Genomic DNA, 26,520 nt, shown 5'->3' on the forward strand with positions numbered 1-26,520 from the left:
ATATTCCAGAAGCAGGCACTCGAATGACCAGTGACACGGCCCACCCCGCTCCGGGGACTCCCCGCAGCGGCACCCCCCGCAGCGTCGTCAGGCCGGTGGGGGATCTCGACCTCGACAGCGCGCCGGTCCTCATCGCCGCCGTGGAGGAACTGGTCGACCTCGGCCACCACCACCTGGTGCTGGACCTCGCCCAACTCAGCTTCTGCGACTCCATGGGCCTCAGCGCGTTCCTGCGGCTGCTGCGCCGCACCAAGAGCGTGGGCGGCTCGCTGACCCTGATGTCGCCGCCCGACCAGGTCAAGCGGCTGCTGTCGATGGCCGGTCTCGACCAGATCCTGGTCCGGCACGAACCCGACGGGCAGGAACCGGAGCCGGTTCGGGTGGTGCACCTGTGACCACCCGGACACCCGGCCCGGCCGGCGGTGCGCGAGCCGCTGGAAGGGCTCCTTGTCAGCTGTTTGCTGGGGGACGTCCGGGGCAGTCGACGGTTATGGGGGGATTTGTCCGTCGCTGGTGGAGGATGCCTCGTGGAGACTTCTGCGGCTCTGAGCGAGCGGCTCCCGGCCCTGGAAGGCCGCATACGTGTGGCCTCCGTGCCGGAGGGGCACGTGTACGTCCGGCACCTGTCCCGGCCGTCCTCGCGGGGAGGCGAGCCGGTCGTACGCCTGCGTGACCCCCGTCCCAACGGTGCTCCCAGCACCTCGCAGCGGTGGTGGCCGCCGGTGATGCTGGACCCGGACTGGGTGCGGGCCCACGGCGAGGACTTCGACGTCTTCCACCTGCACTTCGGCTTCGACGCGCAGAGCCCCGCAGAGATCGGTGCGCTGCTGGGCACCCTGCGGGCGCAGCGCAAACCCCTGGTGTACACCGTGCACGATCTGCGCAATCCGCACCAGCCGGACCGGAAGGCCCACGACGCCGTGCTGGACGTCCTGATTCCGGCCGCGGATCACCTGGTGACGCTGACCCCCGGCAGCGCCGCGGAGATCGCCCGCCGGTGGAACCGCCCGGCCACCGTGGTGCCGCATCCGCACGTCGTGGGCGTGGCCGACCTGGACGGCGTGCGCCCCGAGCGGGAGACCTTCACGGTGGGCGTCCACGCCAAGAGCCTACGGCCCAACATGGAGCTGCTGCCGGTGGTCCGGGTCGTGGCGGACACCGTTGCCGGGCTGGACGCGGTGCTGCGGGTCGACATCCACTGCGAGGTCCGGCAGAGCGGCTCCTACGCCTACGCGCCCGCGGTGATGGCCGAACTGGAGGCGCTGCGCGATCGGGGCCTGGTCGACCTGCGCGTGCACGACTACTTCGACGACCGGCAGCTCTACGACTACCTGCGCTCCCTCGACGTGTCCGTGCTGCCGTACGCGTTCGGCACCCACTCGGGATGGCTCGAGGCCTGCTACGACCTCGGCACCGCCGTGATCGCGCCGGACTGCGGCTTCTACGCCCAGCAGCGGCCCTGCCTGTCCTACGGCCACAGCCAGGAGAAGGGGCTGGACGAGGCTTCGCTGCGCACCGCCGTGCTGGACGCCTACCGCCAGCGTCCCCGTTGGCAGGCCGCCGCCGCCGACCGCCTGACCGAGCGCGGCCGGGTGGCGGCCGTGCACGAGCGCATCTACACCGACCTGCTGCAATGAACCGGCCCCTGCGCATCGCCCTGATCGCCTCGGCGCGGTTCCCGATCCGCGAACCCTTCGCCGGAGGGCTCGAGGCGCACACCTGGGCCCTCGCCTGGTCCCTGAAACAGCTCGGACACCAGGTCACCCTCTTCGCCGCCCCGGGATCGGACCCGGCCCTCGGCGTCCGGGAACTGCCGGTCCAGACGCTGCAGTTGAGCCCGGCCGCGCGCAGCGACGTCAGCATGCCCGATGCCTCGTGGATGGCCGAACAGCACGCGTACCTGCGGCTGATGCTGCAACTGGGGCCCGGATCGGGCTTCGACCTGATCCACAACAACAGCCTGCACCACCTGCCGATCGCGCTGTCCGCGACGCTGGACGTCCCCCTGATCACCACACTCCACACCCCGCCGACCGCCTGGATGGAGTCGGCGATCCAGGCGTGCGACCCCTGCCCGGTGGTGTTCACCGCCGTGAGCGCCCACACCGCGCGTGCCTGGCGGCCCCTGGTGCCCGACGCGCAGGTCCTGCACAACGGGATCGACACCGCGCTCTGGACCGAGGGCCCCGGCGGCAGCGACCTGGCCTGGTCCGGGCGGCTGGTCCCGGAGAAGGGCGCGCACCTGGCCATCGCGGCAGCCCGCAAGGCCGGGTACCGGCTGCGCCTGGCCGGGCCGGTCGTGGACCGCCGCTACTTCCGCGAGTGCATCGTTCCGCAACTGGGGGACGGCATCGACTACGTCGGCCACCTCCACCGCCGGGCGCTGGCTCGCATGATCGGCCGCTGCGCCGCCGTGCTGGTGACACCGTGCTGGGACGAGCCCTACGGCCTGGTCGTGGCCGAGGCCCTGGCCTGCGGAACCCCCGTGTGCGGCTTCGACCGGGGCGCCTTGAGCGAGATCCTGACACCGGACTGCGGCCGACTGGTACCAGCGGGCGACGAGGCCCGACTCGCCGACGCCATCGCCCCCACCACCGCGCTCGGGCGTGGCGCCGCCCGCGAACGCGCCGAGCACTTCTGCTCCCTGCGCGCCATGAGCCGTCGCTACGAAGCCCTGTACCAGGAGCTGGCGGCGTGATCGGCTACTACGTCCACCACCAGGGCGCCGGGCACCTGCACCGGGCCGCCGCCATCGCACGCCACACCCGCACCCCGGTCACCGGCCTGTCCTCCCTGCCCCGGCCGGACTCCTGGACGGGCCCCTGGATCGACCTGCCCCTGGACACCGGCGGCACGCCCACCGACCCTGAGGCCGGCGGCCGCCTGCACTGGGCCCCCGTCCACCACGCCGGGCTGCGGACCCGCATGGGCCTGGTGGCACGGTGGATCGAACAGCACGCCCCGACGCTGTTCGTCAGCGACGTGTCCGTCGAAATGGCCTGCATGGCCCGCCTGATGGGGGTGCCGGTCGCCGTGGCGGCCATGCGCGGAGAACGCCTGGACCCGGCGCACCGGCTGGCCTACGACCTGGCCGACGCACTCCTCGCGCCCTGGCCGGCCGCCCTGCCCGAACCCCACTGGCTGCCCTCCTGGCGGCGCAAGACCACCCACACCGGGGCCTTCTCGCGCTTCGACCAGCGCCCGCGGTCCGTGGACGCCCGGCCCCACGACCGGCCGCGCCTGCTGGTCATGCTCGGCGCGGGCGGCGCCGACGTCACCGCCGGTCAGCTGCGCGAAGCCGTCCGCGCGACACCCCACTGGTCCTGGACGGTCCTGGACCGGACCTCGTGGACCCCGGACCCGTGGCCGCTGCTGTGCGCCGCCGACGTGGTGGTCACCCACGGCGGACAGAACGCGATCGCCGAATGCGCCGCGGCCCGGCGCCCCGCCGTCGTCATCCCCCAGGACCGCCCGTACGGCGAGCAGCACGCGACCGCCCGCGCGCTGGCAGCCGCCGGTCTCGCCGTGGTGCGGCACCCGTGGCCGGAGGCCGGTCACTGGCCGGCGCTGCTGGACACCGCGCTCGCCATGAACGGCGAAGCCTGGAGCCTGTGGTCCCCCGGCGACGGCGCCCGCAGGGCCGCGCACCTGCTGGACGGACTCGCCGTCCGTCCCACGGGGGAGGCGGCGGCGTGAATCTCGCAGTGATCACCATCGCGCACGGACGCCACGACCATCTCGCGCTGCAACAACGGGGGTTGGCCGCCGGCGACCGGCAGCCCGACCAGTACCTGACCGTGGCCATGGGCGACCCGCACCTGCGCACCGCCACCGCCCACCGCACCCCGCAGGCGCAGACGCTCCACGTCCCCGTACGCGACGGACACCTGCCGCTGGCCGCAGCCCGCAACGCCGGCGCCCGGCAGGCACTGGACCGCCGCGCCGAGCTGCTGGTCTTCCTGGACGTCGACTGCGTGCCCGGGCCCGCCACCCTGGCGCGCTACGCCGAGGTCGCCGAGGACGGTGCGCTGTGGTGCGGCGCCGTCCACTACCTGCCGCCGCCGCCCGCGCAGGGATATGCGCTCAGCAGCCTCCCGGCGCTGGCCGGACCGCATCCGGCCCGACCGGTGCCGCCGGACGACGCCGTACAACCCGGGGGAGACCCCGACCTGTTCTGGTCGCTCTCCTTCGCGGTGACCGCCGACACCTGGCGGGCCATCGGCGGGTTCCACGAAGGGTACGTCGGCTACGGAGCCGAGGACACCGACTTCGCCCGGCTGGCCCGGAGCGCCGGAGCGGACCTCCGCTGGGTCGGCGGAGCGCCCGTCTACCACCAGTACCACCCCGTCAGCCGCCCCCCGGTCGAGCACCTCGACGACATCCTGCGCAACGGCGAAGCCTTCCAACGGCGCTGGGGAGCTGGCCCATGCAGGGGTGGCTCCACGCCATGGAACAACTGCACCTGGTGCGCCATGACCGTGCGTCCGACACCTGGGAGCGCGCCTGAGAGAACAAGGCGAGTCCCGGTGCGGTCAACCGCCGTGGTGGGGCCGGTAGTGCTGGAACCCGAGGCGTAGTCCGCAGCGGAGATCGCGCCGCCGTCCTCGGGCTGCACCGCGACCTCGTCGCCAGGCCGGTAACGCACTGGTGCGTTTTCCGTGCGCATTCCCGTGGGCGGATGGGCGCGTTGGTGCGCCCCTGCGCTACCGTGCGCCCTCGCCGGCCCTGTGATCACGCTGTTACGGTCGGTAGCATCCGGGCGTACACGACCTTCATCCTCGGAGGATCCATGGGAAAGCACGGCGGAGGCCAGGACACTTCGGAATCCGACGGCCACAAGCCTGAGAAGCCCGTTCCGCCCGCGCCGAAGAAGCCGTGACGCCCCAGCAGCGGGCGCGGGCCCTCGCTGGGCAGCTTGTCGGCGGGGGCCATCTCACGCCGGAATGGCTTCCGGCGTTCGTCGGTGTTCGCCGGGACCTGTTCCTGCCCGACCGGGTCTGGCTCAGGGACGACACCGGCCCCTACCGGGCCCTGGACCGCGCCACCGATCCGGACGGCTGGTGGCAGGCCGCCTACAGCGACCGGCCCGTCGTCACCCAAGTCGAAGACGGGGCCGATGCGGAGACCAGCAACGAGCCGTCCAGTTCGGCGTCCATGCCGCGGGTCGTCGCCCGCATGCCCCACCAACTCGCGGTTGAGCCCGGTATGACCGTCCTGGAGATCGGCACCGGCACCGGCTACAACGCCGCCCTGCTCGCCCACCGCCTCGGCGGCGGCCACGTCACTTCGGTGGACATCGACCCGGCTGTCCTCGAGGGCGCCCGCCGCGCGTTCAACGGGGCCCGCCGGGCGCCGCACCTGGCCATCGCCGACGGCGCCCAGGGCTACCCCGACCGGGCGCCCTACGACCGGATCATCGCCACCTGCGCCGTGCACAGCATCCCTCGCCCGTGGATCACTCAGACCCGGCCCGGCGGCATCATCGTCACGCCGCTGGGCACCGCGATGGTCAACGGCGTCATGCTCAAGCTGACCGTCCGCAACGACGGGACCGCGGTGGGCAGGATCGTCGACGACGCGGCGTTCATGTGGCTCCGGTCCCAGCGGATCCCCCGCAGCACCCCGGCCCCGCGCCCCGAGCCGGCCGTCGACTCCAGTACCAAGACCGACCCGCGTGCGCTCGGTGACAGTGACGCCCTGCTGGCTGTCGGCCTGCAGGTGCCCGGCTGCCGGTACACCGTCGGCCACGGCCCCGACGGCGAGTTCACCCTCTGGTTCTCGGACGGCACCTCCTGGGCGTCCGTCGACTACGAGCCCGGCGCCGAGGTGTACGCCGTCCAGCAGTACGGGCCGCGGACGCTGTGGGACGAGATCGAGAAGGCCCTCGACTGGTGGACGGCCGCAGGCGAGCCCGAGCGCACCCGCCTCGGGATCGTCGTCGACGACAGACGCCAGTGGGCGTTCCTCGACAGCCCCGACCGACCGCTGCCCGGAGGCAGTTGGAGCGGCTGAGGCGGCCGACGCTCGGTATGGCGTCGGGCGCCTCTGCGTGCCCGGGCACGCGCCGGATGCGCAGGGGTCCGGGCCGGAGTGTCTCCGGTCCGGACCCCTGCGGAGCCGTCTGCGGTCGGGGCGGGCGCGGCAGTTCGCCGATCCGGGGGCGGCAGGCTAGTCCGTGGCGATGGCCTTGAGGACGTTCATCCTTCCGGCGCGGAAGGCCGGGAAGAGGGCGGCCAGCAGGCCCACCCCTGCGGAGCCGAGGAAGACGGTGCCGATGGTGGTCCACGGGATGCTGAGCACGCCCAGCCCCGTGAGGGCCAGCAGTTGCTGCGCCGCGATGCCCCAGCCCAGCCCCAGGGCCACGCCCAGGACCGCGCCGAACAGGGCGATGACCACCGATTCCAGGCGGACCATCCGTCGCAGCTGGCGCCGGGAGAGGCCGATGGCGCGCATCAGTCCGATCTCGCGGGTGCGTTCGACGACCGACAGGGCCAGGGTGTTCACCACGCCCAGGACGGCGACGACGATGGCGAGCGCGAGCAGGGCGTAGATCATGTTGAGCAGCTGGTCGAGCTGCTGCTTGATCATGTCCTTGTAGTCGGCCTGGTCGCGGACCTTGATCTGCGGGTAGTCGGCGGTGGCTGCCTTGAGGGCCGCTGCGGCCTGGCTCTGCTGGCCGGGGTCCGCCGCGGCGAACATCATGTCGTCCGGCGGGAACGTGGCGGCCGGGAGGTACTTCCTCGCCTCGGCGATGTTCGTGTACATCGCGCCCTTGTCGAAGACCGTGTCGTCGGAGGTGATCGCCCTGACCGTGAGCTTCGCCGTGCTGCCGCTGGTGAAGGCGACGCTGAGCCGGTCGCCGAGGGTGACATGGTGGGCCTTGGCCCAGCCCTCGGGCACCGACATGGCGCCCGGCGCGTAGGCGTCGATCAGCCGTCCCTGCACGGTCTTGGCCTGGAGGTCGTCGGTGTAGGAGGGGGTGGCCGCCGCGATGTCGGTCTTGTCCTGGCTGCCGTCGGGGGCGGTGACCGTCGCGGCGACGTCCGTGCGGTCGGTGACGTGGGACAGGTGTCCGGCCGCGTGAACGGCTTTGACCGCGGCGGGGCTGAGCGGGTTGCCGTTGCCGGACTGGATGATGAAGTCGGCGCCGACGGACTTGTCCATCTGCGAGGTCGCCGAGGCGACCATGGAGTTGCCGACCACCGACAGGCTCGCAACCAGGGCCAGGCCGACCATCAGCGCGGCGGCGGTGGCTCCGGTACGGCGCGGGTTGCGCAGCGCGTTGCGCTCGGCGAGGCGGCCCACCGGGCCGAACATCCGCAGGGTGACCGCGCCCAGGACCCTCACCACGAGCCCGGCGAGCAGCGGGCCGACGACCACGAACCCGACCAGGGTCAGGAGCACGCCGACCGCGAGCAGCCCGGAGCCCTTGGAGGTGCTGGACGATCCCGCGGCCAGCGCCAGGGCGGTCCCGCCCGCTGCGGTGAGCAGCACGCCGAGCGCGGCACGGACCCGTCCCGCCCGGGCGTCGGCGGGGGTGCCGGCGTCGCGCATGGCGGCCATCGGGGAGGTCGCGCCGGCCCGGCGGGCGGGCAGCATGGCGGACACCACGGTCACCACGACGCCGACGGCCAGGCCGATCAGCGGCGTGGCCGCCTTGATCGTCAGGTCGGCGGTGTTCAGGTGCATCCCCAGGGCGCCCATGAGCTTGATCAGGCCGACGGCCAGGCCGATGCCCGCACCGATGCCCGCCACCGAGCCGACGACTCCGAGCAGCACCGCCTCGACCAGCACCGAGCGGTTGACCTGCCGTCGGCTCGCACCGAGGGCCCGCATCAGTCCGATCTCGCGGGTGCGCTGGGCGACCAGCATGGAGAAGGTGTTGACGATCAGGAAGATGCCCACCAGGACGGCGATCGCGGCGAAGCCGAGCAGCACGTACTTCATGGGGTTGAGGAAGGAGCCGATGTCCTGCTGGTTCTGGGCCGCCAGTTCGGCGGCGGTCTGCACCTGGTAGGCGCGGCTGCCCAGGGCGGCGTCGACGCGTGCCTTGAGCTGGTCGTCGCTGACGCCGGGTGCGGCGTCCAGGGCGTAGTCGGTGTAGCCACGGGAGCCGAGGAGCACCTGCTGGGCGGTGGGGGTGTCCAGGTAGACGACGGCCGCGCCCGGGTTGGTCGTCGTGAACGTGGCGATGCCGCTGATGGTCACCTTGATGTCGCCCGGTCCGGCGATGACGCGCAGGGTGTCGCCGATGCCCAGGTGGTGCGTGGCGGCGGTGTCGGCGTCCAGCAAGGCGTCATCGGGCGAGGTCGGGGCGTGGCCGGAGGTGATGGTGACGGACGTGGTCTGGGTCGGGTTCCAGTTGCCGACGATGGTCGGCGCGCCGGTGCTGGAGCCGATGTCCTGGTTGCGGCTGTCGGCGACGGTGGCCTGCTGGCTGCTGACCTCGGGCACCACCCCGGCCACCCCGGGGATCTGCGCCAGCCGGGCCTGCAGCGAGGCGGGAAGGGTGGCCGGTGTCCCGGTCTGCTGCGCGTTGTCGACCTTCGGCGGGCTGACCGTGACATCCGCGGCGGTCGTTGCGAAGAGTTTGTCGAAGGTGGTGTTCATGGTGTCGGTGAAGACCAGCGTCCCGCACACGAACGCCACCGACAGCAGCACGGCGACGGCGGACAGAGCCATCCGGCCCTTGTGCGCCAGGAAGTTGCGGAAGGAGGCGCGGAGCACGGTCATGACGTCCTGCCTCGGGCGTCGAAGGACTTCATCCGCTCCAGCACGGCGTCGGCCGTGGGGGAGTGCATCTCGTCGACGATCCGGCCGTCGGCGAGGTAGAGGACCCGGTCCGCGTAGGAGGCGGCCGCCGGATCGTGGGTCACCATGACGATGGTCTGGCCCAGGGCGTCGACCGAGTGGCGCAGGAAACCGAGGATCTCGGCCCCTGCGCGGGAGTCGAGGTTCCCGGTCGGCTCGTCCCCGAAGATGATCTCGGGTCGGGCGGCGAGGGCGCGGGCCACGGCGACACGCTGCTGTTGGCCGCCGGACAGCTGCGCCGGGCGGTGCTTGAGGCGTCCGGCCAGTCCCACCGTCTCCACCACGCGGTCCAGCCAGGCACGGTCGGGGGTACGGCCGGCGATGTCCATCGGCAGGGTGATGTTCTCCAGCGCGGTCAGCGTGGGGAGCAGGTTGAACGCCTGGAAGACGAAGCCGATGCTGTCCCGGCGCAGCCGGGTGAGCCGCTTGTCCCGCAGCTTGGTGATCTCCGTGTCACCCACCCAGATCTCACCGCTGGAAGCGGTGTCGAGACCGGCCAGGCAGTGCATCAGCGTGGACTTGCCGGATCCGGACGGGCCCATGATCGCGGTGAACTGCCCGCGCGGGATGTCGACGTCCACCGCGTCCAGGGCTGTCACCCGGGTCTCGCCGCTGCCGTACGCCTTGGTGAGCCCCCGCGCTCGGGCGGCGAACGGTGAGCGCACCCTGCTGCCCCGGGCTGCGGGACTCGATACGGACGTGGTCACTGGAGATCTCCTGAATGCTCGGCACGGGCGTGCGTCCTTGTAGCTCCACCCTGCTGGAGCACGCATGGCCGCAACCATGGGGAAGGTCACCGGCCCCGGGGTGGGGATAACCCCACCACTGCCCGGCCGACCGACCGCCCCGACTCCGGGCCCACCCGGCGAGGTCACCCAGGAACGTGCCTACACCGTCACGTGGTCAAAACCGCTGCGGGGACGAGGCGGTCGAGCCCCTGCGCACTGTTGATCGCGGCCTCGTTCGAGCGCGGCAGCATGATGCTCTCGTAGGCGCGGACGGCGTCGTCGACGCTGGATTCGGCGACGAGGGCGTGGGCGAGCTCGGAGCCGTCGAGCATGGCGAGGTTGGCGCCCAGCCCGACCGGGGGCATCAGGTGCGCGGCGTCGCCGAGCAGCGTGACGCCGGGCGCGTGCTGCCAGGTGTGCGGGGCGGGCAGGACGGACAGGGACCGGTTGACGAGCCCGCTGTCGCCGTGGCGCAGGATGTAGCGCAGGCTCTCGTCCCAGCCGTCGAACATCCCCAGCAGGTGTGTGCGCACGGCCTGTTGGTCGCCGAGGTCGATACCGGCGGCCACGTGCCAGTCCTGCGGCGCGCGGAGTGCGATGTAGGCGCGGATGTGGCCGTTGCTGTTGCGCTGGGCGACCAGGGACCGGCCGACGCCCTTCGCCAGCATCGTTCCGTTGCCGACCAGCCGCGCGAGGTCGGGATGGCGGGTGTCGCAGTCGTCGAAACCGGTCTCGACGAAGGTGACGCCGGTGTAGCGGGGTACGGCGGGCGACAGGGCCGGGCGGACGCGCGACCAGGCGCCGTCGGCTCCGACCACCAGGTCGAAGTCCTCGGCGGTGCCGTCCCCGAGGAGCAGGCGGCAGGTGCCGTCCGCGAGCGGAGTGGCCCCGCGGACGGCGCGGTCCCACCGCACCGTTCCCTCGGTGAGCGAATCCAGCAGCAGGCCGCGCAGCTGGCCCCGGTCGATCTCCGGTCGGCCGCTGCCGGTGGCGGGAGGCCCCTGATGCGCCAGGAGGGCGGCGTCGGCGAAGTCGAGCACGCGCCACTCCTCTCCTTCGGGGCGGGCGAGGGCCCGGAACCGGTCCAGGAGCCCAGCCGCTCGCAAAGCGGCCTGACCGGTGTCGGCATGCAGGTCGAGGCTGCCGCCCTGGAGTCGGGCGTCGGCGGAGGCCTCGCGCTCGAACACGGTGACGCGGCGACCGTGCTGCTGCAGGATTCGGGCGCAGACGAGGCCGCCGAGGCCGGCGCCGACAATCGCTGTGCGGGCATCACGAGCAGAGTTCATGGGTGTCCCCGGGGGATGGGTGAGCCGGTGGAGGCCCGGCTTCACCAAGAAAGCATACTCACCCATTAAATGCAACGACTAAACTTTCGTAGTCGCTGCGCACTGGGATAGGGTGGACGCATGACCGAACCGACCGGGCGCCGCGAGCGCAAGAAGGCCCAGACCCGCCAGTCCCTGGCCGATGCCGCACTCGAACTCTTCCTCGACCGCGGCTACGACCAGGTCGGCGTCAAGGACGTCGCCGACGCCGCCGACGTCTCGGTGACCACCCTGTTCAAGCACTTCCCCGGCAAGGAAGCCCTGGTCTTCGACCAGGACGACGACCTGGAGGCAGCGCTCGTCTCCGCCGTGCGCGACCGCGCCCCCGGCCAGTCGATCCCACAGGCGCTGCGCGAGCACATCCTGCTGAAACAGACCCAGTTCGCCGTCCACGCCACGGATCCCCGGTTCGCCGACTTCACCCGGATGGTGCAGGAGACCCCCGCGCTGCGCGACTACGCCCAGCGCATGTGGACGCGCCACGAGGCGGCCCTGGCGCGGACCATCGCCGAGGCCGTCGGCGCCCCCGAGGACGACGTCAGCTGCGCCGCCCTGGCCCGTTTCGCCCTCGAGGCCCGCGGCCTCATCCTCCGGCACAGCGAACCGCCCCGCGCCGCCGACGAGGCCTTCGCACTGCTCGAACACGGCTGGGCAGCCTCCCACCCGGGCAGCTGACCCGCCCGGAGCCATGGGGTGCGTGGACGCGTTGCGCGCCTCGCTGGTCAGCCCCGGAGAAGGCAGAAGGGGTGGCCCGCAGGATCTGCGAAGATCCGCCAGCCACGGGTGTCGGCGTGAAGCAGCGTGGCACCGGAGGCGAGGACCTGCTCCTGGGCCCGGTCGAGATCGGGGACGTCGAGATCCAGATGGAACTGCTGCGGGTGGCCGGCGTCCGGCCATCGCGGCGCCTGGTAGTCCTGCACGCGCTGGAACGCAAATACCAGGCCGGAGCCTGTGTGAAGAGTCGAGAAGTCGTCGCTGACGGCCCATCTGGCATCGGGCTGATCGACCACGCCGCCGAGGAGCGACTGGTAGAACCGGGCGAGTGCAAGGACGTCCGGACAGTCCAGCGCCACGCACTGCAGCTTGCCGATCACGGATGCTCCTCCAACCGTAGGTGCCCGTGGCTCTGGTGAGCCACGGCCCGAAACTTACGAAGGCGCAGCGCAGGGCCGCCGAGCGCATAGACCTTAGCCGTAGGGGTGTCCTCCGTTGCCCGGCACCCTCGCCGAGTCGGGAACGGCGTTGGGATCTGGAGGGCTGTCGATCACCGCGTTCCCACAATTCCGAACGATCAGCCTCCGCTTTGTGCATCCATGACGAGGTTTATCCAGGGTCTCGATCATCCCCGACAGAAAGACCTTTCATGCGTATAGGTCTCTTTGTTTCCAGGCCGCCCGGTGCCATGATGGTGCCGATCTCCCCTGCCACGATCGGAGTTTGCCATGATTGCGCGACACGCAGTTCGCCTCACCGCCACATTCGCCCTGGCTGCGGCCCTGACCGGAGGGGGCGCCTGGACCGCTTCGGCAGCGACGCCTGCGGCGACCGCCTCGGCGGCGACTGCTTCCGCAGTGGCGCCCGCGACGAACTACGAAATGGAGGAGACCGGATACGGCGCCACCCTTGGTGCAGCCGAGCAGAATGCAGAGAACCAGCTCAGAGGTGACTGCACCATCAAGGGCGGGTTCGGCCTCGCTGGTGACGGCCAGTACGGGGACGGCTCATGGTGGGCCAGCATGACGACGGAGTGTGGAGAGCCGCGGTAGGTCGCACAGCCTGCGGTGGAAAAGCCCCGGCCGTGGTATCGCCGCCTGCGCGGGGAACCAGGATGAGTCTATTAATCCTCCTCCAGCTCTGACCGCTCAGGCCCCCGAACCTCATTTAAAAAGGCCTATTCGTGGTCAGTCGGGCCGCGCATGAAGACAGGGCCCCTGGTGCAGTTCGTGGTTTTTGAAACCGTCGAACGCGCCGGGAGGCCCTGTTGTCGCAGTTGTTGTGCCGGTCGCCGTATGTGCGGTGAAGCCGGTTGGTCTATGATTCCACCAGCGCGCACCAGGGCGCCTCCCGTCCGCGGCAAGTACCGAGTACCCCTGGATTCCCTTTCACCATGCGTAGCCATGCGCGTTTGTCCTGTCGCATCCGGCCGCAGCGGACCCGGGTGACGATGGAGACGACCCATGGAATCCAAGAAGCTGCGCGACAACGCCGACCTGGGCCAGCTGCGCGCCCGGGCCAAGGAACTCCGGCGCGCCCACGCCGGCGGCAATCCGGCCGCCGTCGCCCGGGTCAGGGCCGTCCACCCCGACGCCGCAGCGCAGATCCCGCTCCGCGACGCCCAGCTGGTGGTGGCCCGCGAGCACGGCTTCGACGGCTGGCGGGAGCTCGCGGCAGCGACCGTCGCCCAGCAGAGCGGCGGCCGGGACCTGAACCGCTGGTTCGCCGTCGAACTCAACAACAGCACCTGGGATGCCCTGGACAACGACCTGTCCGCCGAAAGCCCGCAGCCGGAGCGTGAGCAGGCACTGTACGCGGCGTACGCCTCCACCTACCACTGGATGCAGGCCGGCAACGTCGCCAACCACGGCCGTGGCGAGCACCTGATCGCCTCCGTTGCGGTGAGCATCGGCCTGCTGGACGTCGCCGCCCGGCACGCGGCCCGCTACGCCGAACTCATCGGCCGGTACCCTGCGGCCTTCGAGGACTGGGACCGCGCGTTCGCCGCCGAGGCGGTGGCCCGCGTCGCCTCCCGGTCCGGTGACCCGCAGGCCGCCTCGCTCAAGGACGAAGCCCACCGCCTGGCCCAGGCGGTGCACAACCCGCAGGACCGTCGGATCTGCCTGGATCGGCTGGCCGCCGCGCCCTGGTAGGAACAGAAACAGGGAGTGCTGACCCTTCGTCAACTCCGGTGGCCCGGGCGGCATAACCGCCCGGGCCACCGGTACGTCACGACCCGCTCCGGCGTTCGTGCTGCACAGCCGGCCACGGTGGCGCGTCAGTTCAGCTGATCCAGGGCTATGGAGAAGGCCGTGGCCGCCAGACCGGTGGGGTCCGCTGAACGCTCGTGGCAGCGTTGCAGGGCCTCGGCGATGGTGCGCGAGACGTCGTCGAAGACAGCGGTGTCGGTGATCTCGTCCGTGCCGTCCATGAGCAGGGCGAAGGTGCGCGCCATGCCGCAGTTGGCGAGGAAGTCGGGGACGACGGCCACGCTCCTGTCCGCGTGCTCGTAGGTCGTGCCGTAGAAGATCTCGGTGTCCGCGAAGGGCACGTTCGCACCGCAGGCGATGACCTCCAGGCCGGCTGCGGTGAGCCGGTCGACCTGCTCGCGGGTGACCAGGCGCGAGGCGGCGCAGGGCAGGAAGACCTCGGCACCCAGGTCCCAGATACGGGCGTCAACCTCGGTGAAGGGGAGCAGGCCGTCCGCCCGGAGGGTGTTGCCGCTGCGGTTCAGGAAGAGCTCGCGGACCTCCTCCGGGCCCAGGCCCTGCGGGCTCAGCAGGCCGCCGTCGCGGTCGATGACGCCGACGACGCGGGCGCCGGACTGCGCGGCGTAGTAGGCCGCCGCCGCGCCGACGTTGCCCCACCCCTGGACGACGACGCGCTTGCCCTCCAGGTCACCGCCGTAGGTCGCGTAGAAGTGGCGGACGGACTCGGCCACCCCCCAGCCGGTGATCAGGTCGGAGACCGTGTAGCGCCGGGCCGGGTCGGGGGACAGTCGAGGGTCCTCGACCACCTGGGCCACCCCCTGGCGTAGCTGGCCCAGGCGACGCACCTGGGCACTGTCGCCGGGGCCGTAGTGGCCCCGCACCACGCCCTCCTGCGGATGCCACAGCCCCAGGCCCTCGGTGAGCGGCACGACCTCCGCCATCTCGTCGACGTTCAGGTCGCCGCCGGTGCCGTAGTAGCTGCGCAGCAGCGGGGTGATGGCCTGGTACCAGCGGGTGAGGACGCCCTGCTTGCGCGGGTCGCGCGGGTCGAAGTCGATGCCGGACTTCGCGCCGCCGATCGCCGGGCCGGAGACGGTGAACTTGATCTCCATGGTCTTGGCCAGCGACTCGACCTCGTGCCGGTCCAGCCCGGCCCGCATCCGGGTGCCGCCGCCGGCCGCGCCGCCGCGCAGCGAGTTGATCACGACCCAGCCCCTGGCCGGGGTCTCGGTGTCCTGCCACTCGAAGACGATCTGCGGGGCCTTCGCCTCGAACTCGGCCAACTGGACCTTCACGACTGCTCCTTGTGCACGTGCTCGGAAAAGTGGGGGTGGGTGGGGGCGGGCAGGATGCGGCCGGCGACCTCGCCGAGGCCGATGCGGGCGCCGTCGGGGCCGGGCGCGGTCGCGCGGATGACGACCTCGTCGCCGTCCTCCAGGAAGGTCCGGGTGGAGCCGTCGGGCAGGACGACGGGGTCCTGGCCGCCCCAGCTGAGCTCCATCAGCGAGCCGCGCTGGTCCTTGTCCGGGCCGCTGACGGTGCCGGAGGCGAACAGGTCGCCGGGCCGGATCGAGGCGCCGTTGACGGTCATGTGCGCCAGCATCTGCGCCGGGGTCCAGTACATGGTCGCGTACGGCGGGCGGGAGACCGGGTGCCCGTTGAGGCGAATCTCCAACTCCAGGTCCAGTCCCCAGGGCTGACCGCCGGTCAGGTACGGCAGTGGCTGCGGGTCCTGGCGCGGCGGGTCGGTCCGGGCGTGTTCGAGCGCGGCCAGCGGGACCACCCACGGGGACACCGAGGTGGCGAAGGACTTGCCCAGGAAGGGGCCCAGCGGCACGTACTCCCAGGCCTGGATGTCGCGGGCCGACCAGTCGTTGACCAGGCACACGCCGAAGACGTGCTCGGCGAAGTCCGCCGGGGCCACCGGCTGCCCGGGCGCGGTGGCGGCGCCGACGACGAATCCGACCTCCGCCTCGATGTCCAGCCGCAGGCACGGCCCGAAGGAGGGTGCCGCGTCCGTGGGCGCCTTGCGCTGGCCGTTGGGGCGCGGCACCGGCGTCCCGGAGACCACGACGGTCCCCGAGCGGCCGTGGTAGCCGATCGGCAGGTGCTTCCAGTTCGGGGTCAGCGGCTCCGAGCCGGGGCGGAACATCTGGCCGATGTTGCTCGCGTGGTGCTCGCTGGCGTAGAAGTCGACGTAGTCGCCGACGGTGAACGGCAGGTGCAGCCGCGCCTGGTCCAGCGGGACCAGGGCGGGCTCCACCACCGCGCGCCACCGCTCATCGGTCAGCAACTCGGTGATGCGGGCCCGGACCGCGTCCCAGCGGGCGCGGCCCTGGCCGAGGAAGGCGTTGAGCGCGGGCGCGGCGAAGACCGGGTCGTCCAGCGCGGTGGCCAGGCACAGCACCTGGTCGCCGATGCGCACGCCCACGCGCGGCTCGCGGTCCGCGGTCGAGAACACCCCGTAGGGGAGGTTGCTCACGCCGAAGGCGGAGCCCTCGGGAAGGGCGAGCCAGGTCATGTGTGGGTCTCCTCGGGGCGGCGCACCAGGCCCAGTGCGGTCAGGTCGGTGACGGGATCGGTGATGCTGCACGTCCCGAAGGACAGGAAGGCGGTGCGGGCCCGCGCCAGCCGGCCGTCCTCGGCGGCGGCTGCCACCTGGCCGGCGACGATCCCGGGCGAGCGTTCGGCCAGGATCTCGGCCAGCTCCGCCGGCTGCCCGCCGCGCAGCGCGGCGTCGGTCGCCAGCAGCACGTTCAGGAACCCGTGCTGCTCCAGGGCGCCGTCGGTGTGCCGGACGGCGTGGTGCAGTCCGGCGGTGCACTTGAACGGCAGCCCGCGCCCGGCCGCGGCGAGGATCGTCCGGGACAGTTCCCGCTCGTCCGGGTGCGCCTGTGGGACCAGTCCGCCGGTGCGGAACTTGGCCCGGTGCCGGGTGCCGACCAGGGCGTCCAGCACGTCTTCCTGGCGCGGCCCGCGCGGGACCTCCAGGAACCCGGCGACCCCGGCGGGAAGATGGGCGTCCAGGGCCGCGACCGCCTCGGCGGCCGTCATCCGCTCCGGCAGGACCACCTCCACGGCCGCGAGGACGCCGGGCGCCGCCCGGGCGAAGCGCTCCAGCGCCTGCGGGAGTGCGTCCGGCCCGTCGGGCAGGGTCAGGCTCACCGCGAGCGGGCCGGTCAGCTCGTCCACCCGGGCGGCCGGGCAGACGAAGGAGCCGACGAGCGGGGCGTACCAGGCGGACCGGTGCCCCTGGTGCGCCGGGAGCGCCTGCGGCAGCGGCAGGTCGCCCGGCGGGAAGACGGCCGCGTCGTCGAGGAAGGCGTCGAACGGTCCGAGTGGGCCGGACGGGCCGGGGGCGCTGCCTGGGGAGGCGGTCACTGCGCCTCCCCTGCCTGCCGGGCCCAGGTCCAGGCGTAGCCCGGATCCTCGCACCCCTGGCCGGCGACGCCGAGCTCCAGCGGACGGAAGGTGTCGACCATGACCGCGAGCTCGTCGAAGAACTCGGCGCCCAGCGAACGCTCCACCGCGCCCGGCTGCGGGCCGTGCGAGTGGCCGCCGGGGTGCAGGCTGACGGAGCCCTGGCCGATGCCGGAGCCGCGACGGGCCTCGTAGTTGCCGCCGCAGTAGAACATGACCTCGTCCGAGTCCACGTTGGCGTGGTAGTAGGGCACCGGCACCGCGAGCGGGTGGTAGTCCACCTTGCGCGGCACGAAGTTGCACACCACGAAGTTGCGGCCCTCGAAGACCTGGTGCACCGGCGGCGGCTGGTGCAACCGGCCGGTGACCGGCTCGAAGTCGGCGATGTTGAAGGTGTACGGGTACAGGCAGCCGTCCCAGCCCACCACGTCGAACGGGTGGCGCTGGTGGACGTGGACCGTGCCCGCCTGCCCGGCCGGGCCCGCGCCGCGGTGCCGGACGTACACCTCGGTCTCGCCGTCGTCGACGACCAGCGGCTCGTCCGGGCCGTGCAGGTCCCGCTCGCAGTAGGGCGCGTGCTCCAGCAACTGCCCGTAGCGCGACAGGTAGCGCTTGGGCGGGGCGATGTGGCTGTCCGCCTCGATGACGTAGGCCCGCAGCGGCGCGCCCGGGTCCGGGATCCAGCGGTGGGTGGTGCCGCGCGGCAGCACCACGTAGTCGCCGGCCCGGACCGGCAGGACGCCGAAGCCGGTCTCCACCGTGCCGCCGCCGGACTCGACGTAGACGCACTCGTCGCCGACCGCGTTGCGGTACAGCGGGCTGGGCGCGTCGGCGGCCACGTAGGACAGCCGCACGTCGGCGTTGCCGAGCACCAGCCGGCGGCCGGTGACCACGTCCACCGGCGCCGTGTCCTGGTCGGGGAAGAGCGCGTGCAGGCGCAGGTGCCGCGGCAGCAGGGGAGCGTTGGGGGCGGTGCGCTGGTCCGGCAGCTCCCAGGACCGGGCGCTCGTCAGCGCGGAGGGGATGCCCTGGTGGTAGAGCAGCGAGGAATCGCTGGAGAAGCCCTCCTCGCCGACCAGTTCCTCGTAGTACAGCCCGCCGTCCGGGCGGCGGTGCTGGGTGTGGCGCTTGGGCGGGACGTGGCCCACCCGGCGGTAGTACGGCATACCGGGGCTCTTCCTCGCGTTCCTCGCAGCCTAGAAGTTGCCGCGCTTGGCCTGCTCGCGCTCGATGGCCTCGAACAGCGCCTGGAAGTTGCCCTTGCCGAAGCCCAGCGAGCCGTGGCGCTCGATCAGCTCGAAGAAGACGGTCGGCCGGTCACCGATCGGCTTGGTGAAGATCTGCAGCAGGTAGCCGTCCTCGTCGCGGTCGACCAGGATGCCGCGCGAGGCCAACTCCTCGACCGGTACCCGGACCTGGCCGATGCGGGCGCGCAGCTTCGGGTCGGTGTAGTACGAGTCGGGCGCGTCCAGGAACTCCACGCCCTTGGACCGCAGCACGTCCACGGTGGCGAGGATGTCGTTGGTCGCCAAGGCCAGGTGCTGGACGCCGGGCGCGCGGTAGAAGTCCAGGTACTCGTCGATCTGGGAGCGCTTCTTGCCGACGGCCGGCTCGTTCAGCGGGAACTTCACCCGGTGGTTGCCGTTGGCGACGACCTTGCTCATCAGCGCCGAGTACTCGGTGGCGATGTCGTCCCCGACGAACTCGGCCATGTTGGTGAAGCCCATGACCCGGTTGTAGAAGTCCACCCACTGGTCCATCTTGCCCAGCTCGACATTGCCCACGACGTGGTCCAGGGCCTGGAACAGGCGCTTGGGCTCGCCCTGCGGCTTGACCCAGCCGCTGCTGCGGGCGACGTAGCCGGGCAGGTAGGGGCCGGTGTAGCGGGAGCGGTCGACCAGCGTGTGCCGGGTCTCGCCGTAGGTGGCGATGGCGGCCGTACGCACGGTGCCGTGCTCGTCGGTGACGTCGTGCGGCTCGACCAGGACGGTCGCGCCCTGGGTGCGGGCGTGCTCGATGCACTTGTCCACATCCGGGACCTCCAGCGCGATGTCCACCACCCCGTCGCCGTGGCGGCGGTGGTGGTCCAGCAGCTCGCTGTCCGGGTCCACCCCGCCCTTGACGACGAACCGGGCCGCGCCCGAGCGCAGCACATAGGCGTGGTGGTCGCGGTTGCCGGTGGTGGGGCCGGAGTAGGCGATCAACTCCATCCCGAAGACGGCCTGGAAGAACAGCGACGCCTGCGTGGCGTTGCCCACCGACCAGACCACGGCGTCCCAGCCGGTCACCGGGAAGGGGTCCCGGTCCCCGTCGTACTCCACGAGCCCGACCAGCTGACGCAGCTGGCCCAGGTCGAGTTCGGCGAGTCGTTCCTGGTCGGTGAGGGTGGTCTCGATGGTCACGGGTCGTTCTCCTCCACTGAGCACTGCGGCGATGGACACAGAGCACACCGTATGAAGCCGTGGGGGACAAGAGTGCCTCGCTGGGCTGCACAACCTGTACGATCTGCCCAGCCATCCGGCACAATCACTGAGCATATTGTCCAGTGGATCGAGCAAGGTCGCCCTAATCACCGTCTGCAGGGACGCGGCGGACGCGGCCATGGAAAAGCCCTGCCGTACCCGGAATCCGCCCCCGCGTCGGACCGCCGAGGCGCGTCAGCGTGCGGTCGCCGTGGGTTACTGGGGCGCCGGGGCGCAGCCGCCGTCGGCGAGGTAGCCGGTGACCTCGGTGGTGACCGAGGTGCCGACGATGTCGCCATGGATGCAGTCGCCTGCGGGCGGTTCGACCACCACGGACATGTCCACCGGGTCGGTCGCCGAGAAGGCGGTGACCGCGACGGCGGCCGGCGTCATCCTGGTGGCCGTCGCCGTGACTGTCTGCAGCTGTGCCTGGGTGACCGGCTTGCCGACCAGGTGCTGGAGTGCGGTCCGCAGGGTCGCGGCCAGGGGCTGGTCCAGCGCCTCGGCGCTCGGTGCGGCTGGCAGTTGGCTGGCGTACGCGTGGTTCTCCGCGGTCCGCTGCTGCCAGCTCTCGCTGATGCAGGGGGCTGGTGTCGAGTCGCCCTGCGCCTCGGGCGGTAGGCAGAACCCCTCCGGCACCGGGCGCGCGGACCCTGCGGCCGTCCGCCCCTGCGCCTGCGCCTGCGAGGAGGTCACGTGCTCGGTGCCGCAGCCGCCCAGCGCGGCGGTCAGCAGGAGTGCGGCACATCCCTTGGCCAGTCCCGAAGAGCGCATCTGCCACCCTGGTCCGACAGCCCATCAGTTCGGATGCAGAACGATCCGATCGTGATCGGAACGTTGCAGTTCCGTCCCGGTCGGGCCACGGGCCGACTCCTCCGTCCTCGGCCGGTGCCACCCGGAGCGGATGCGGCAACCGCACCCGTTCATCCGCGATCCGGACGCGGAGGGCGCCATGGGGATAGGCTGGTAAATGCAGTCGGTTCGCCCTGTCTGCCAGGCAGGGCGTCGTAAGAGGGAACCCGGTGGGAATCCGGGACTGCCCCGCAGCGGTGAGTGGGAACGACCGCCGTCACACGCACTGGACGACACAGTCCGGGAAGCGACGGCCAGTAGGTGCCGGAGTACCAACAGGTCTCCGGTGTGCCCATGAGTCCGAAGACCTGCCACTGCCCGCGTGCTCCCTGCACACGGTGATCTCGGTGACCTCGTGGGCGGGTTGGCGGAGCAGGCGGGCACGGGTAGGGGGCCGCGCCCTGACTGCTGTTCCTTCGCGCCCCGTGCTCTCCCGGGATCGCAACGCGACTCGCGAAGGAGAGTTCCGTGTCACCGAGTGTCACCAGCGCGCAGGCCACCGTCCACGGCTATCCCCGGCAGGGCCCCAACCGTGAGCTGAAGAAGGCCGTCGAGGGCTACTGGACCGGCCGGGTCGACGCCCAGGACCTGCACATGACCGCCGCCACGCTGCGCCGCGCCGCCTGGCAGAGCCTTGCCGACGCCGGGATCACCGAGATCCCCACCGGGGACTTCTCCTTGTACGACCACGTTCTGGACACCAGCGTCGCCGTGGGTGCGATCCCGGAGCGGCACCGCGCCGCGGTCGATGCCGATCCGCTGGACGGCTACTTTGCGATGGCGCGCGGCACCCAGGAGGTCGCGCCGCTGGAGATGACCAAGTGGTTCGACACCAACTACCACTATCTGGTGCCCGAGTTGGGCCCGGACACGGGCTTCGCCGCGAACCCGGCGAAGCCCGTCGGCGAGCTGAGCGAGGCCCTCGCGCTCGGCCACAACGCCCGGCCGGTCCTGGTCGGGCCGCTCACCTACCTGCTGCTGGCCAAACCCGCGCCGGGCGTCGCCGCCGACTTCCAGCCGATCACCCTGGTGGACCGCCTGCTGCCGGTCTACGCCGAACTCCTGGAAGACCTGCACGCGGCGGGCGCGGAGTGGGTCCATCTGGACGAGCCGTGCCTGGTGCAGGACCGGACTCCGGCCGAGCTCAACGCCGCAGCCCGGATCTACCGCGAGCTGGGCACGGTCACCGACCGCCCGAAGATCCTGGTGGCGACCTACTTCGACCGGGCGGGCCAGGCCCTGCCGGTGCTGGCCAAGGCCCCGATCGAGGGCGTCGGCCTGGACTTCACCGGCCCGGCCGCTGCCAATCTGGACGACCTGGCCGCCGTCGGCGGCCTGCCCGGCAAGCGCCTGGTGGCCGGTGTCGTGGACGGCCGCAACATCTGGATCAACAACCTGGAGAAGTCGCTCACCACCCTGGGCACCCTGCTCGGGCTGGCCGACCGGGTCGACGTCGCCCCCTCCTGCTCGCTGCTGCACGTCCCGCTGGACGCCGCCGTCGAACGCGACCTGGATCCGCAGGTCTCGCGCTGGCTGGCCTTCGCCCGCCAGAAGACCGCCGAGATCACCACCCTGGCCACGGCGCTCAGCCGTGGCACCGACGCCATCGCCGCGCAACTGGCCGCCAACCGGGCCGACCTGGCCTCCCGCGCCGCCTCCGCGATCACCCGCGACCCGGCCGTACGCGCCCGCCTGGCCGCGACCACCGACCAGGACGCCCACCGCGCCCAGCCCTATGCCGAGCGCGCCCGGGCCCAGCGCGCCCGGCTGGACCTGCCGCTGCTGCCCACCACGACCATCGGCTCCTTCCCGCAGACCACCGACCTGCGCACGGCCCGCGCCGACCTGCGCGCCGGGCGCATCGACACCGAGGGCTACCAGGAGCGCATGCGGGCCGAGGTGCGTGAGGTCATCGCCTACCAGGAGAAGGCCGGGCTGGACGTCCTGGTGCACGGCGAGCCCGAGCGCAACGACATGGTCCAGTACTTCGCCGAGCAGCTGCACGGCTACCTGGCCACCCAGCACGGCTGGGTGCAGTCGTACGGCACCCGCTACGTGCGCCCGCCGGTCCTGGCCGGGGACATCTCCCGCCCCGCCCCGATGACCGTGGAGTGGTTCCGCTACGCCCAGAGCCTGACCGACCGTCCGGTCAAGGGCATGCTCACCGGCCCGGTGACCATGCTGGCCTGGTCCTTCGTCCGGGACGACCAGCCGCCGGCGGACACCGCCCGCCAGGTCGCCCTGGCCCTGCGCGACGAGGTCGGCGACCTGGAGGCGGCCGGCGCCGCCGTGATCCAGGTCGACGAACCGGCCCTGCGCGAGACCCTGCCGCTGCGCGCCGCCGACCGTCCCGGCTACCTGGCCTGGGCCACCGAGGCGTTCCGGCTCAGCACCAGCGCGGTCCGCGCCGACACCCAGATCCACACCCACATGTGCTACGCCGAGTTCGGCGAGATCATGACCGCGATCGACGACCTCGACGCCGACGTCATCTCATTGGAGGCGGCGCGCTCGCACATGCAGGTCGCCCACGAGCTGGCCCAGGTCGGCTACCCGCGCGAGGTCGGGCCGGGTGTCTACGACATCCACTCGCCGCGCGTTCCCAGCACCCAGGAGGCCGCCGCCCTGCTGCGTCAGGGCCTGGCCGCGATCCCGGCCGAACGGCTGTGGGTCAACCCCGACTGCGGCCTGAAGACCCGCGGCTGGCCGGAGACCCGCAGCTCACTGGACCACCTGGTGGCGGCCGCCCGCCTGATCCGGGAGGAGCTCAACGCCTGACCCGGCCACCGGGGCGGGCGGGCACGCCACCGCGTCCGCCCGCCCCAGGCCGCGCCGAGCAACCACGGACCGGTGGGGGAGCCGTACCGGTGCGGCGTGGGCCCGGCGGAAGCGGTGCACGTCGCCCGGCGGTCGTTCCCACTCGCCGCTGCGGGGCAGTCCCGGATCCCCACCGGGTTCCCCCCTGACGACGCATCCCGCCTGGCAGACGGGGGCGGTGCTGCACCGCCACGGCTGCACCGTCGCCGTCCTCGAACGCGACCTGGCTGCCTACGGTGCCAACCGCTCCTTCGTCGCCCAGCGCAACAGCGGCGGCCACGTCAAGGTGTACGCCAAGTTCCGCGCGCCGCTGGACTGGCACACGAACCTGGACCTGGCGGACGACGAGGCCGTGCGATCGAGCCTGCTGGCCCTGTTCGACGGCTGGGCCGCTCCCGTCCTCGACCTCCTCCGGCACGGCACCGCTTTCGTCCACCGCCCCTTCTACGCCCTGCCCGTGTCCCACACCTGGACCCACGTAAAGCCGTCGCCCACTTCGACCAAGTCCAGCCATCCTGAACGCCAAGCGAACGCAGGGACGTCTGCGTCGAACGCGACCATCGGCCCAAGCAGCGCCTTGCGTCGCCGCGAGGATGACTCGATCATGAGGGCCATGACCGGATCCGCCGTATCACCCGCGCCCGTGCCCGCCCGGTCAGAGCCGGTCAGGGCGGCATGATCGCGCCGGTGCCGGATGCGGAGATGCTCGACGAGTTGGCGGCCCTCGGCCCGTTCTTCGCCGTCCAGGCTCACGCACCGACCTCGGAGATACTCGCGCCGTGGGACAGCATGGCGGCGCTGGTCAAGGACCCGCAGGTGCTGTCCAACCGGGTCGAGTCCGTGCGGTCGTACCTGGCCGCGGGCAGCGGCAGGACTTCTCAGGAGCTGGAGTTGCGTGTAGCGGCCTCGGTCACCCACCTCGGTCTGGCGGCCAGGCTGCTCTCGCCGGCTCTGGCCATGGCTGTTCTGCACGGGACCGTCCTGCCGTGGCGGTTGGACCGCCTTCGCTGGCAGCAGGTGCCCGGCGGGATGTTTCCGCTGTCCATTGCACTGGGCCAGGGACACATCGGTGACGTGCAGACCTTGGCTGATGGCCTGTCAGATGATGTGCTGCACGGGGCGTTGAAGGACATCGAGCTGATGGTCGCGGAGATGTCCGTCTCCGCCCGGGTGCTGAGGGGGAACGTCGCCTCCGCCGTCAACGGGGCCGTCGGCGCGCTGGCGTCCGCACGGCCCGAGTGCGCGCCGCGCGCGCGGCTGCTCGCGTCCGCCCTGCTGGAGCGGCCGCCCCTGCTCGGCAGCGCGACCCACGACGGCACCGGGCACGGCTTCCGCCGCCGCAGCTGCTGCCTGATCTACCGGGCCGCGCCCACAGGAGCAAGGGCCGTCTGCGGTGACTGCGTCCTGGGGCGCGGGTGACCGGACCGGCCCATCGGCGACGGGACGGACCGGACCCCGGCCGTGGCAGGGCGGCCGAGCAGGAACCGCTCCAGTAGCGCGCCGAAGACCAGGGCGATGACGGTGCTGCGATCAGAGCCGGTTCGGCCTGGCGCCCGACGAGCCGGTCGTCACCGTCGTCCGCCGCGCTCACTTCTGGTGGGCACGGGTGTGCAGGTCCTCGCGGGCGGCGGCGAGGATCTCGTCAGCCAGCGAGGGGTCGGTGGAGACGACGGCGCGGGACAGCAGCAACGCGCCCGCCATCTGGCTGAAAAGGGCCAGGGCGCGGGTCCAGGCCGCTTCCTGGTCCAGTCCGACGGCCTCCTGCACCGCCCGGGCGAAGCGCTGGCTGATCCTGGTCGGCACCGGTCCGCGCGGCGGCGAGGAGATCGGCTCCCGCCCGGCGTGGGTGGGCGAGCTGTTCACCCGCACCTACCCGCGGCAGGAGGACATGTGGCTGCCCATCCTGTTCGAACCCAGCGAGACCAGCCAGGCGGCCGGCCGCGCCTACGTCGAACGGATCGTCGAGCGCACCGACCGCGACACCCCCGTCACCCAGCAGTCGGTGATCGCCCAGCTTGCCGCGATCGCCGCCTACGGCGCGGTCAAGGACCCCGAATTCCCGGACCTCAAGGCCCTGACCCTGCCGGTCCTGGTGGTCAACGGCAACCACGACATCATCATCACCACCGTCAATTCCTACATCCTCCAGCAGCACCTGCCCAACGCCCAGCTGCTGCTCTACCCGGACTCGGGCCACGGCGCCCACCACCAGTACCACGAGTCCTTCGTCCACCACACCCGCTACTTCCTCGACCAGCGGTAAGCGCCTGCCGCCGGCACCGCCGCCCGGACCCGCGCCGGTCGTGTCCGAGGGATGCCCCGACCGTCTGTCCAGCCGGTCGCCCGCGCTCCCGAACATGTGCGCGAGACAGTCGCACGGCCGGGCAACCGAGTTGGACCCCCAGGGCTCCGAAAGGACCGGTACGACGAGGCCGTCCGGGACTCCTCTCTCACGCACGGCCTACCGCTGTCCGGCCCAGGAGGCGCGGGGTCGTTCCGAGGTGTGTACTGCATGGGAGCGGGCGGACGGCGAACGTGCAGGTCCACCCGTCCGTTTCCGTGACCACGAACAGCATGGGAGCCGTGCCGTGAAACACCAGCGCCTCGCCGCGGTCCTGTCCGCCCCGATCCTTGCCGCCGGCCTGGCCCTCGCATCCGGCGCCCCGGCTCAGGCCGCCACCGTCCACGGCTGCCCGACCGGTGACGTCTGTCTGTACAACACCCAGGCGGACTACAACACATTGACGATCGATCTCGTGGTCACGTACCCATCGGGATGTTCTGTAGCCTCCTGTCGGGCGAAGTTCAGGGCCAGGGTAGCCGCCGCGGTCGTCAACACCGGCCAGGGGTACGCCTCTGAGGGGCACTACCAGCTCCTCCTCAACGGCACCTGCCAGTACCAGCCGGACACGAAGGATGTGCAGGCGGGCGGTACGACCGAGGATCCTGCGGACGGCAACGTGGTCAACGGTGCCGAGTTCGGCCCCACAGCCGCGTCCGTCTCCTCTCCTGCGAACGTCCCCTTGAGCAACTGCCTGTAGGCGTCGCCACATTGCTTCACTCGCTCGAGTTGGACCCCAGGGCCCCGAAAGGGGCCCACTGAGGTACGCTCCCGCCCCGCATGGCGATGCGGGACGGCCGGGCCACTGGCATGCCCCAACCCGATCGGCCCGTCCTGCGG

General features: G+C 71.9%; 23 protein-coding genes, 1 pseudogene and 1 riboswitch. Of the genes and pseudogenes, 13 read left to right on the plus strand and 11 right to left on the minus strand.

The window, feature by feature from the left end; translation table 11 throughout:
• Positions 1 to 23: 23 nt before the first annotated feature.
• The 6 genes from GXW83_RS14975 (at position 24) to GXW83_RS15000 (ending at position 6,012) form a co-directional block, all read left to right on the plus strand.
• Positions 24 to 395 carry an STAS domain-containing protein gene (locus GXW83_RS14975; RefSeq protein WP_182443595.1) on the plus strand — a complete coding sequence of 124 codons (372 nt, stop codon included), beginning with the start codon at positions 24 to 26 and terminating at the stop codon, positions 393 to 395.
• Between the two features lie 132 nt (positions 396 to 527).
• Positions 528 to 1,637 (plus strand): glycosyltransferase family 4 protein, encoded by a 1,110-nt coding sequence (locus GXW83_RS14980; protein ID WP_225446993.1) that lies wholly within the window; start codon positions 528 to 530, stop codon positions 1,635 to 1,637.
• Positions 1,634 to 2,698, plus strand: a complete 1,065-nt coding sequence (locus GXW83_RS14985) for a glycosyltransferase (protein WP_182443596.1) — start codon at positions 1,634 to 1,636, stop codon at positions 2,696 to 2,698. Before GXW83_RS14980 ends, GXW83_RS14985 begins: the two co-directional genes overlap by 4 nt.
• Entirely contained in the window at positions 2,695 to 3,696 is a 1,002-nt protein-coding gene (locus tag GXW83_RS14990; RefSeq protein ID WP_182443597.1) for a glycosyltransferase, read from the plus strand. The genes GXW83_RS14985 and GXW83_RS14990 overlap by 4 nt, the downstream gene beginning before the upstream one ends.
• Positions 3,693 to 4,577: a glycosyltransferase family 2 protein gene (locus GXW83_RS14995; RefSeq protein WP_225446994.1), complete on the plus strand. Its 885-nt coding sequence runs from the start codon at positions 3,693 to 3,695 to the stop codon at positions 4,575 to 4,577. Before GXW83_RS14990 ends, GXW83_RS14995 begins: the two co-directional genes overlap by 4 nt.
• Positions 4,578 to 4,875: 298 nt before the next feature.
• On the plus strand, positions 4,876 to 6,012 hold the full coding sequence (locus tag GXW83_RS15000; RefSeq protein ID WP_182443598.1) for a methyltransferase domain-containing protein: 1,137 nt from the start codon (positions 4,876 to 4,878) through the stop codon (positions 6,010 to 6,012).
• 156 nt (positions 6,013 to 6,168) lie between these two features.
• Here the strand turns inward: GXW83_RS15000 and GXW83_RS15005 are convergent, their stop codons facing one another.
• The 3 genes from GXW83_RS15005 to GXW83_RS15015 form a co-directional block, all read right to left on the minus strand.
• Positions 6,169 to 8,733: an ABC transporter permease gene (locus GXW83_RS15005; protein ID WP_182443599.1), complete on the minus strand. Its 2,565-nt coding sequence runs from the start codon at positions 8,731 to 8,733 to the stop codon at positions 6,169 to 6,171.
• A complete protein-coding gene (locus GXW83_RS15010) occupies positions 8,730 to 9,584 on the minus strand; it encodes an ABC transporter ATP-binding protein (RefSeq protein ID WP_182443600.1) in 855 nt (284 codons plus the stop codon). Before GXW83_RS15010 ends, GXW83_RS15005 begins: the two co-directional genes overlap by 4 nt.
• A gap of 122 nt (positions 9,585 to 9,706) precedes the next feature.
• Positions 9,707 to 10,825 carry an NAD(P)/FAD-dependent oxidoreductase gene (locus GXW83_RS15015; RefSeq protein ID WP_182443601.1) on the minus strand — a complete coding sequence of 373 codons (1,119 nt, stop codon included), beginning with the start codon at positions 10,823 to 10,825 and terminating at the stop codon, positions 9,707 to 9,709.
• A 120-nt stretch (positions 10,826 to 10,945) separates the two neighbouring features.
• Between GXW83_RS15015 and GXW83_RS15020 the strand changes: the two genes are divergently transcribed.
• Positions 10,946 to 11,539 carry a TetR/AcrR family transcriptional regulator gene (locus GXW83_RS15020; protein WP_182443602.1) on the plus strand — a complete coding sequence of 198 codons (594 nt, stop codon included), beginning with the start codon at positions 10,946 to 10,948 and terminating at the stop codon, positions 11,537 to 11,539.
• Between the two features lie 47 nt (positions 11,540 to 11,586).
• Here the strand turns inward: GXW83_RS15020 and GXW83_RS15025 are convergent, their stop codons facing one another.
• The gene (locus tag GXW83_RS15025) at positions 11,587 to 11,958 is read right to left on the minus strand and encodes a VOC family protein (protein WP_182443603.1); all 372 of its coding nucleotides are present in this window, start codon (positions 11,956 to 11,958) and stop codon (positions 11,587 to 11,589) included.
• 1,083 nt (positions 11,959 to 13,041) lie between these two features.
• On the opposite strand from GXW83_RS15025, the gene GXW83_RS15030 reads away from it, so the two are divergent.
• Complete coding sequence (locus GXW83_RS15030) at positions 13,042 to 13,731, plus strand: hypothetical protein (RefSeq protein ID WP_182443604.1); 690 nt, start codon at positions 13,042 to 13,044, stop codon at positions 13,729 to 13,731.
• Between the two features lie 125 nt (positions 13,732 to 13,856).
• Here GXW83_RS15030 and GXW83_RS15035 read toward each other — a convergent pair whose 3' ends face one another.
• From GXW83_RS15035 to GXW83_RS15060, 6 genes are all read right to left on the minus strand, one after another.
• On the minus strand, positions 13,857 to 15,083 hold the full coding sequence (locus GXW83_RS15035) for a Glu/Leu/Phe/Val dehydrogenase (protein ID WP_182443605.1): 1,227 nt from the start codon (positions 15,081 to 15,083) through the stop codon (positions 13,857 to 13,859).
• Positions 15,080 to 16,309: a fumarylacetoacetase gene (fahA, locus tag GXW83_RS15040; protein WP_182443606.1), complete on the minus strand. Its 1,230-nt coding sequence runs from the start codon at positions 16,307 to 16,309 to the stop codon at positions 15,080 to 15,082. The genes GXW83_RS15035 and fahA overlap by 4 nt, the downstream gene beginning before the upstream one ends.
• Positions 16,306 to 17,169: a hypothetical protein gene (locus tag GXW83_RS15045; RefSeq protein WP_225446996.1), complete on the minus strand. Its 864-nt coding sequence runs from the start codon at positions 17,167 to 17,169 to the stop codon at positions 16,306 to 16,308. The genes fahA and GXW83_RS15045 overlap by 4 nt, the downstream gene beginning before the upstream one ends.
• A complete protein-coding gene (locus GXW83_RS15050) occupies positions 17,166 to 18,374 on the minus strand; it encodes a homogentisate 1,2-dioxygenase (protein ID WP_182443607.1) in 1,209 nt (402 codons plus the stop codon). Before GXW83_RS15050 ends, GXW83_RS15045 begins: the two co-directional genes overlap by 4 nt.
• Before the next feature lie 30 nt (positions 18,375 to 18,404).
• The gene (gene hppD, locus GXW83_RS15055; protein WP_182443608.1) at positions 18,405 to 19,610 is read right to left on the minus strand and encodes a 4-hydroxyphenylpyruvate dioxygenase; all 1,206 of its coding nucleotides are present in this window, start codon (positions 19,608 to 19,610) and stop codon (positions 18,405 to 18,407) included.
• 276 nt (positions 19,611 to 19,886) lie between these two features.
• A complete protein-coding gene (locus GXW83_RS15060) occupies positions 19,887 to 20,444 on the minus strand; it encodes a hypothetical protein (protein ID WP_182443609.1) in 558 nt (185 codons plus the stop codon).
• 186 nt (positions 20,445 to 20,630) lie between these two features.
• Positions 20,631 to 20,853: riboswitch (cobalamin riboswitch) on the plus strand.
• Positions 20,854 to 20,990: 137 nt separating this feature from the next.
• On the opposite strand from GXW83_RS15060, the gene metE reads away from it, so the two are divergent.
• The 3 genes and pseudogenes from metE (at position 20,991) to GXW83_RS15075 (ending at position 24,758) form a co-directional block, all read left to right on the plus strand.
• Positions 20,991 to 23,300, plus strand: a complete 2,310-nt coding sequence (metE, locus tag GXW83_RS15065) for a 5-methyltetrahydropteroyltriglutamate--homocysteine S-methyltransferase (RefSeq protein ID WP_182443610.1) — start codon at positions 20,991 to 20,993, stop codon at positions 23,298 to 23,300.
• Between the two features lie 262 nt (positions 23,301 to 23,562).
• A pseudogene (locus GXW83_RS15070) lies at positions 23,563 to 23,824 on the plus strand (FAD-dependent monooxygenase); the annotation flags it as partial.
• A gap of 202 nt (positions 23,825 to 24,026) precedes the next feature.
• The gene (locus GXW83_RS15075; protein WP_225446997.1) at positions 24,027 to 24,758 is read left to right on the plus strand and encodes a (2Fe-2S)-binding protein; all 732 of its coding nucleotides are present in this window, start codon (positions 24,027 to 24,029) and stop codon (positions 24,756 to 24,758) included.
• Between the two features lie 168 nt (positions 24,759 to 24,926).
• On the opposite strand, the gene GXW83_RS34005 is transcribed toward GXW83_RS15075, so the two are convergent.
• Positions 24,927 to 25,202, minus strand: coding sequence for a hypothetical protein (locus tag GXW83_RS34005; protein WP_225446998.1), 276 nt, complete (start codon positions 25,200 to 25,202; stop codon positions 24,927 to 24,929).
• Here GXW83_RS34005 and GXW83_RS15085 point away from each other — a divergent pair.
• Together GXW83_RS15085 and GXW83_RS15090 are read left to right on the plus strand one after the other, a co-directional pair.
• Positions 25,186 to 25,602: an alpha/beta fold hydrolase gene (locus GXW83_RS15085; protein ID WP_225446999.1), complete on the plus strand. Its 417-nt coding sequence runs from the start codon at positions 25,186 to 25,188 to the stop codon at positions 25,600 to 25,602. The two genes, GXW83_RS34005 and GXW83_RS15085, sit on opposite strands and share 17 nt — an antisense overlap.
• A 325-nt stretch (positions 25,603 to 25,927) precedes the next feature.
• Positions 25,928 to 26,380 carry a hypothetical protein gene (locus GXW83_RS15090; RefSeq protein ID WP_182443611.1) on the plus strand — a complete coding sequence of 151 codons (453 nt, stop codon included), beginning with the start codon at positions 25,928 to 25,930 and terminating at the stop codon, positions 26,378 to 26,380.
• The last annotated feature ends 140 nt before the right edge of the window (positions 26,381 to 26,520 follow it).

Source organism: Streptacidiphilus sp. PB12-B1b, from assembly GCF_014084125.1.
Classification (GTDB): Bacteria; Actinomycetota; Actinomycetes; order Streptomycetales; family Streptomycetaceae; genus Streptacidiphilus.

Excerpts from the sequence above, each read along its gene's own strand:
- GXW83_RS14975 (WP_182443595.1), top strand. The coding sequence starts at position 24 with ATGACCAGTGACACGGCCCACCCCGCTCCGGGGACTCCCCGCAGCGGC.
- GXW83_RS14985 (WP_182443596.1), top strand. The coding sequence starts at position 1,634 with ATGAACCGGCCCCTGCGCATCGCCCTGATCGCCTCGGCGCGGTTCCCG.
- GXW83_RS15005 (WP_182443599.1), bottom strand. The coding sequence starts at position 8,733 with ATGACCGTGCTCCGCGCCTCCTTCCGCAACTTCCTGGCGCACAAGGGC.
- GXW83_RS15010 (WP_182443600.1), bottom strand. The coding sequence starts at position 9,584 with ATGCGTGCTCCAGCAGGGTGGAGCTACAAGGACGCACGCCCGTGCCGA.
- GXW83_RS15015 (WP_182443601.1), bottom strand. The coding sequence starts at position 10,825 with ATGAACTCTGCTCGTGATGCCCGCACAGCGATTGTCGGCGCCGGCCTC.
- GXW83_RS15020 (WP_182443602.1), top strand. The coding sequence starts at position 10,946 with ATGACCGAACCGACCGGGCGCCGCGAGCGCAAGAAGGCCCAGACCCGC.
- GXW83_RS15030 (WP_182443604.1), top strand. The coding sequence starts at position 13,042 with ATGGAATCCAAGAAGCTGCGCGACAACGCCGACCTGGGCCAGCTGCGC.
- fahA (WP_182443606.1), bottom strand. The coding sequence starts at position 16,309 with ATGACCTGGCTCGCCCTTCCCGAGGGCTCCGCCTTCGGCGTGAGCAAC.
- GXW83_RS15050 (WP_182443607.1), bottom strand. The coding sequence starts at position 18,374 with ATGCCGTACTACCGCCGGGTGGGCCACGTCCCGCCCAAGCGCCACACC.
- GXW83_RS15060 (WP_182443609.1), bottom strand. The coding sequence starts at position 20,444 with ATGCGCTCTTCGGGACTGGCCAAGGGATGTGCCGCACTCCTGCTGACC.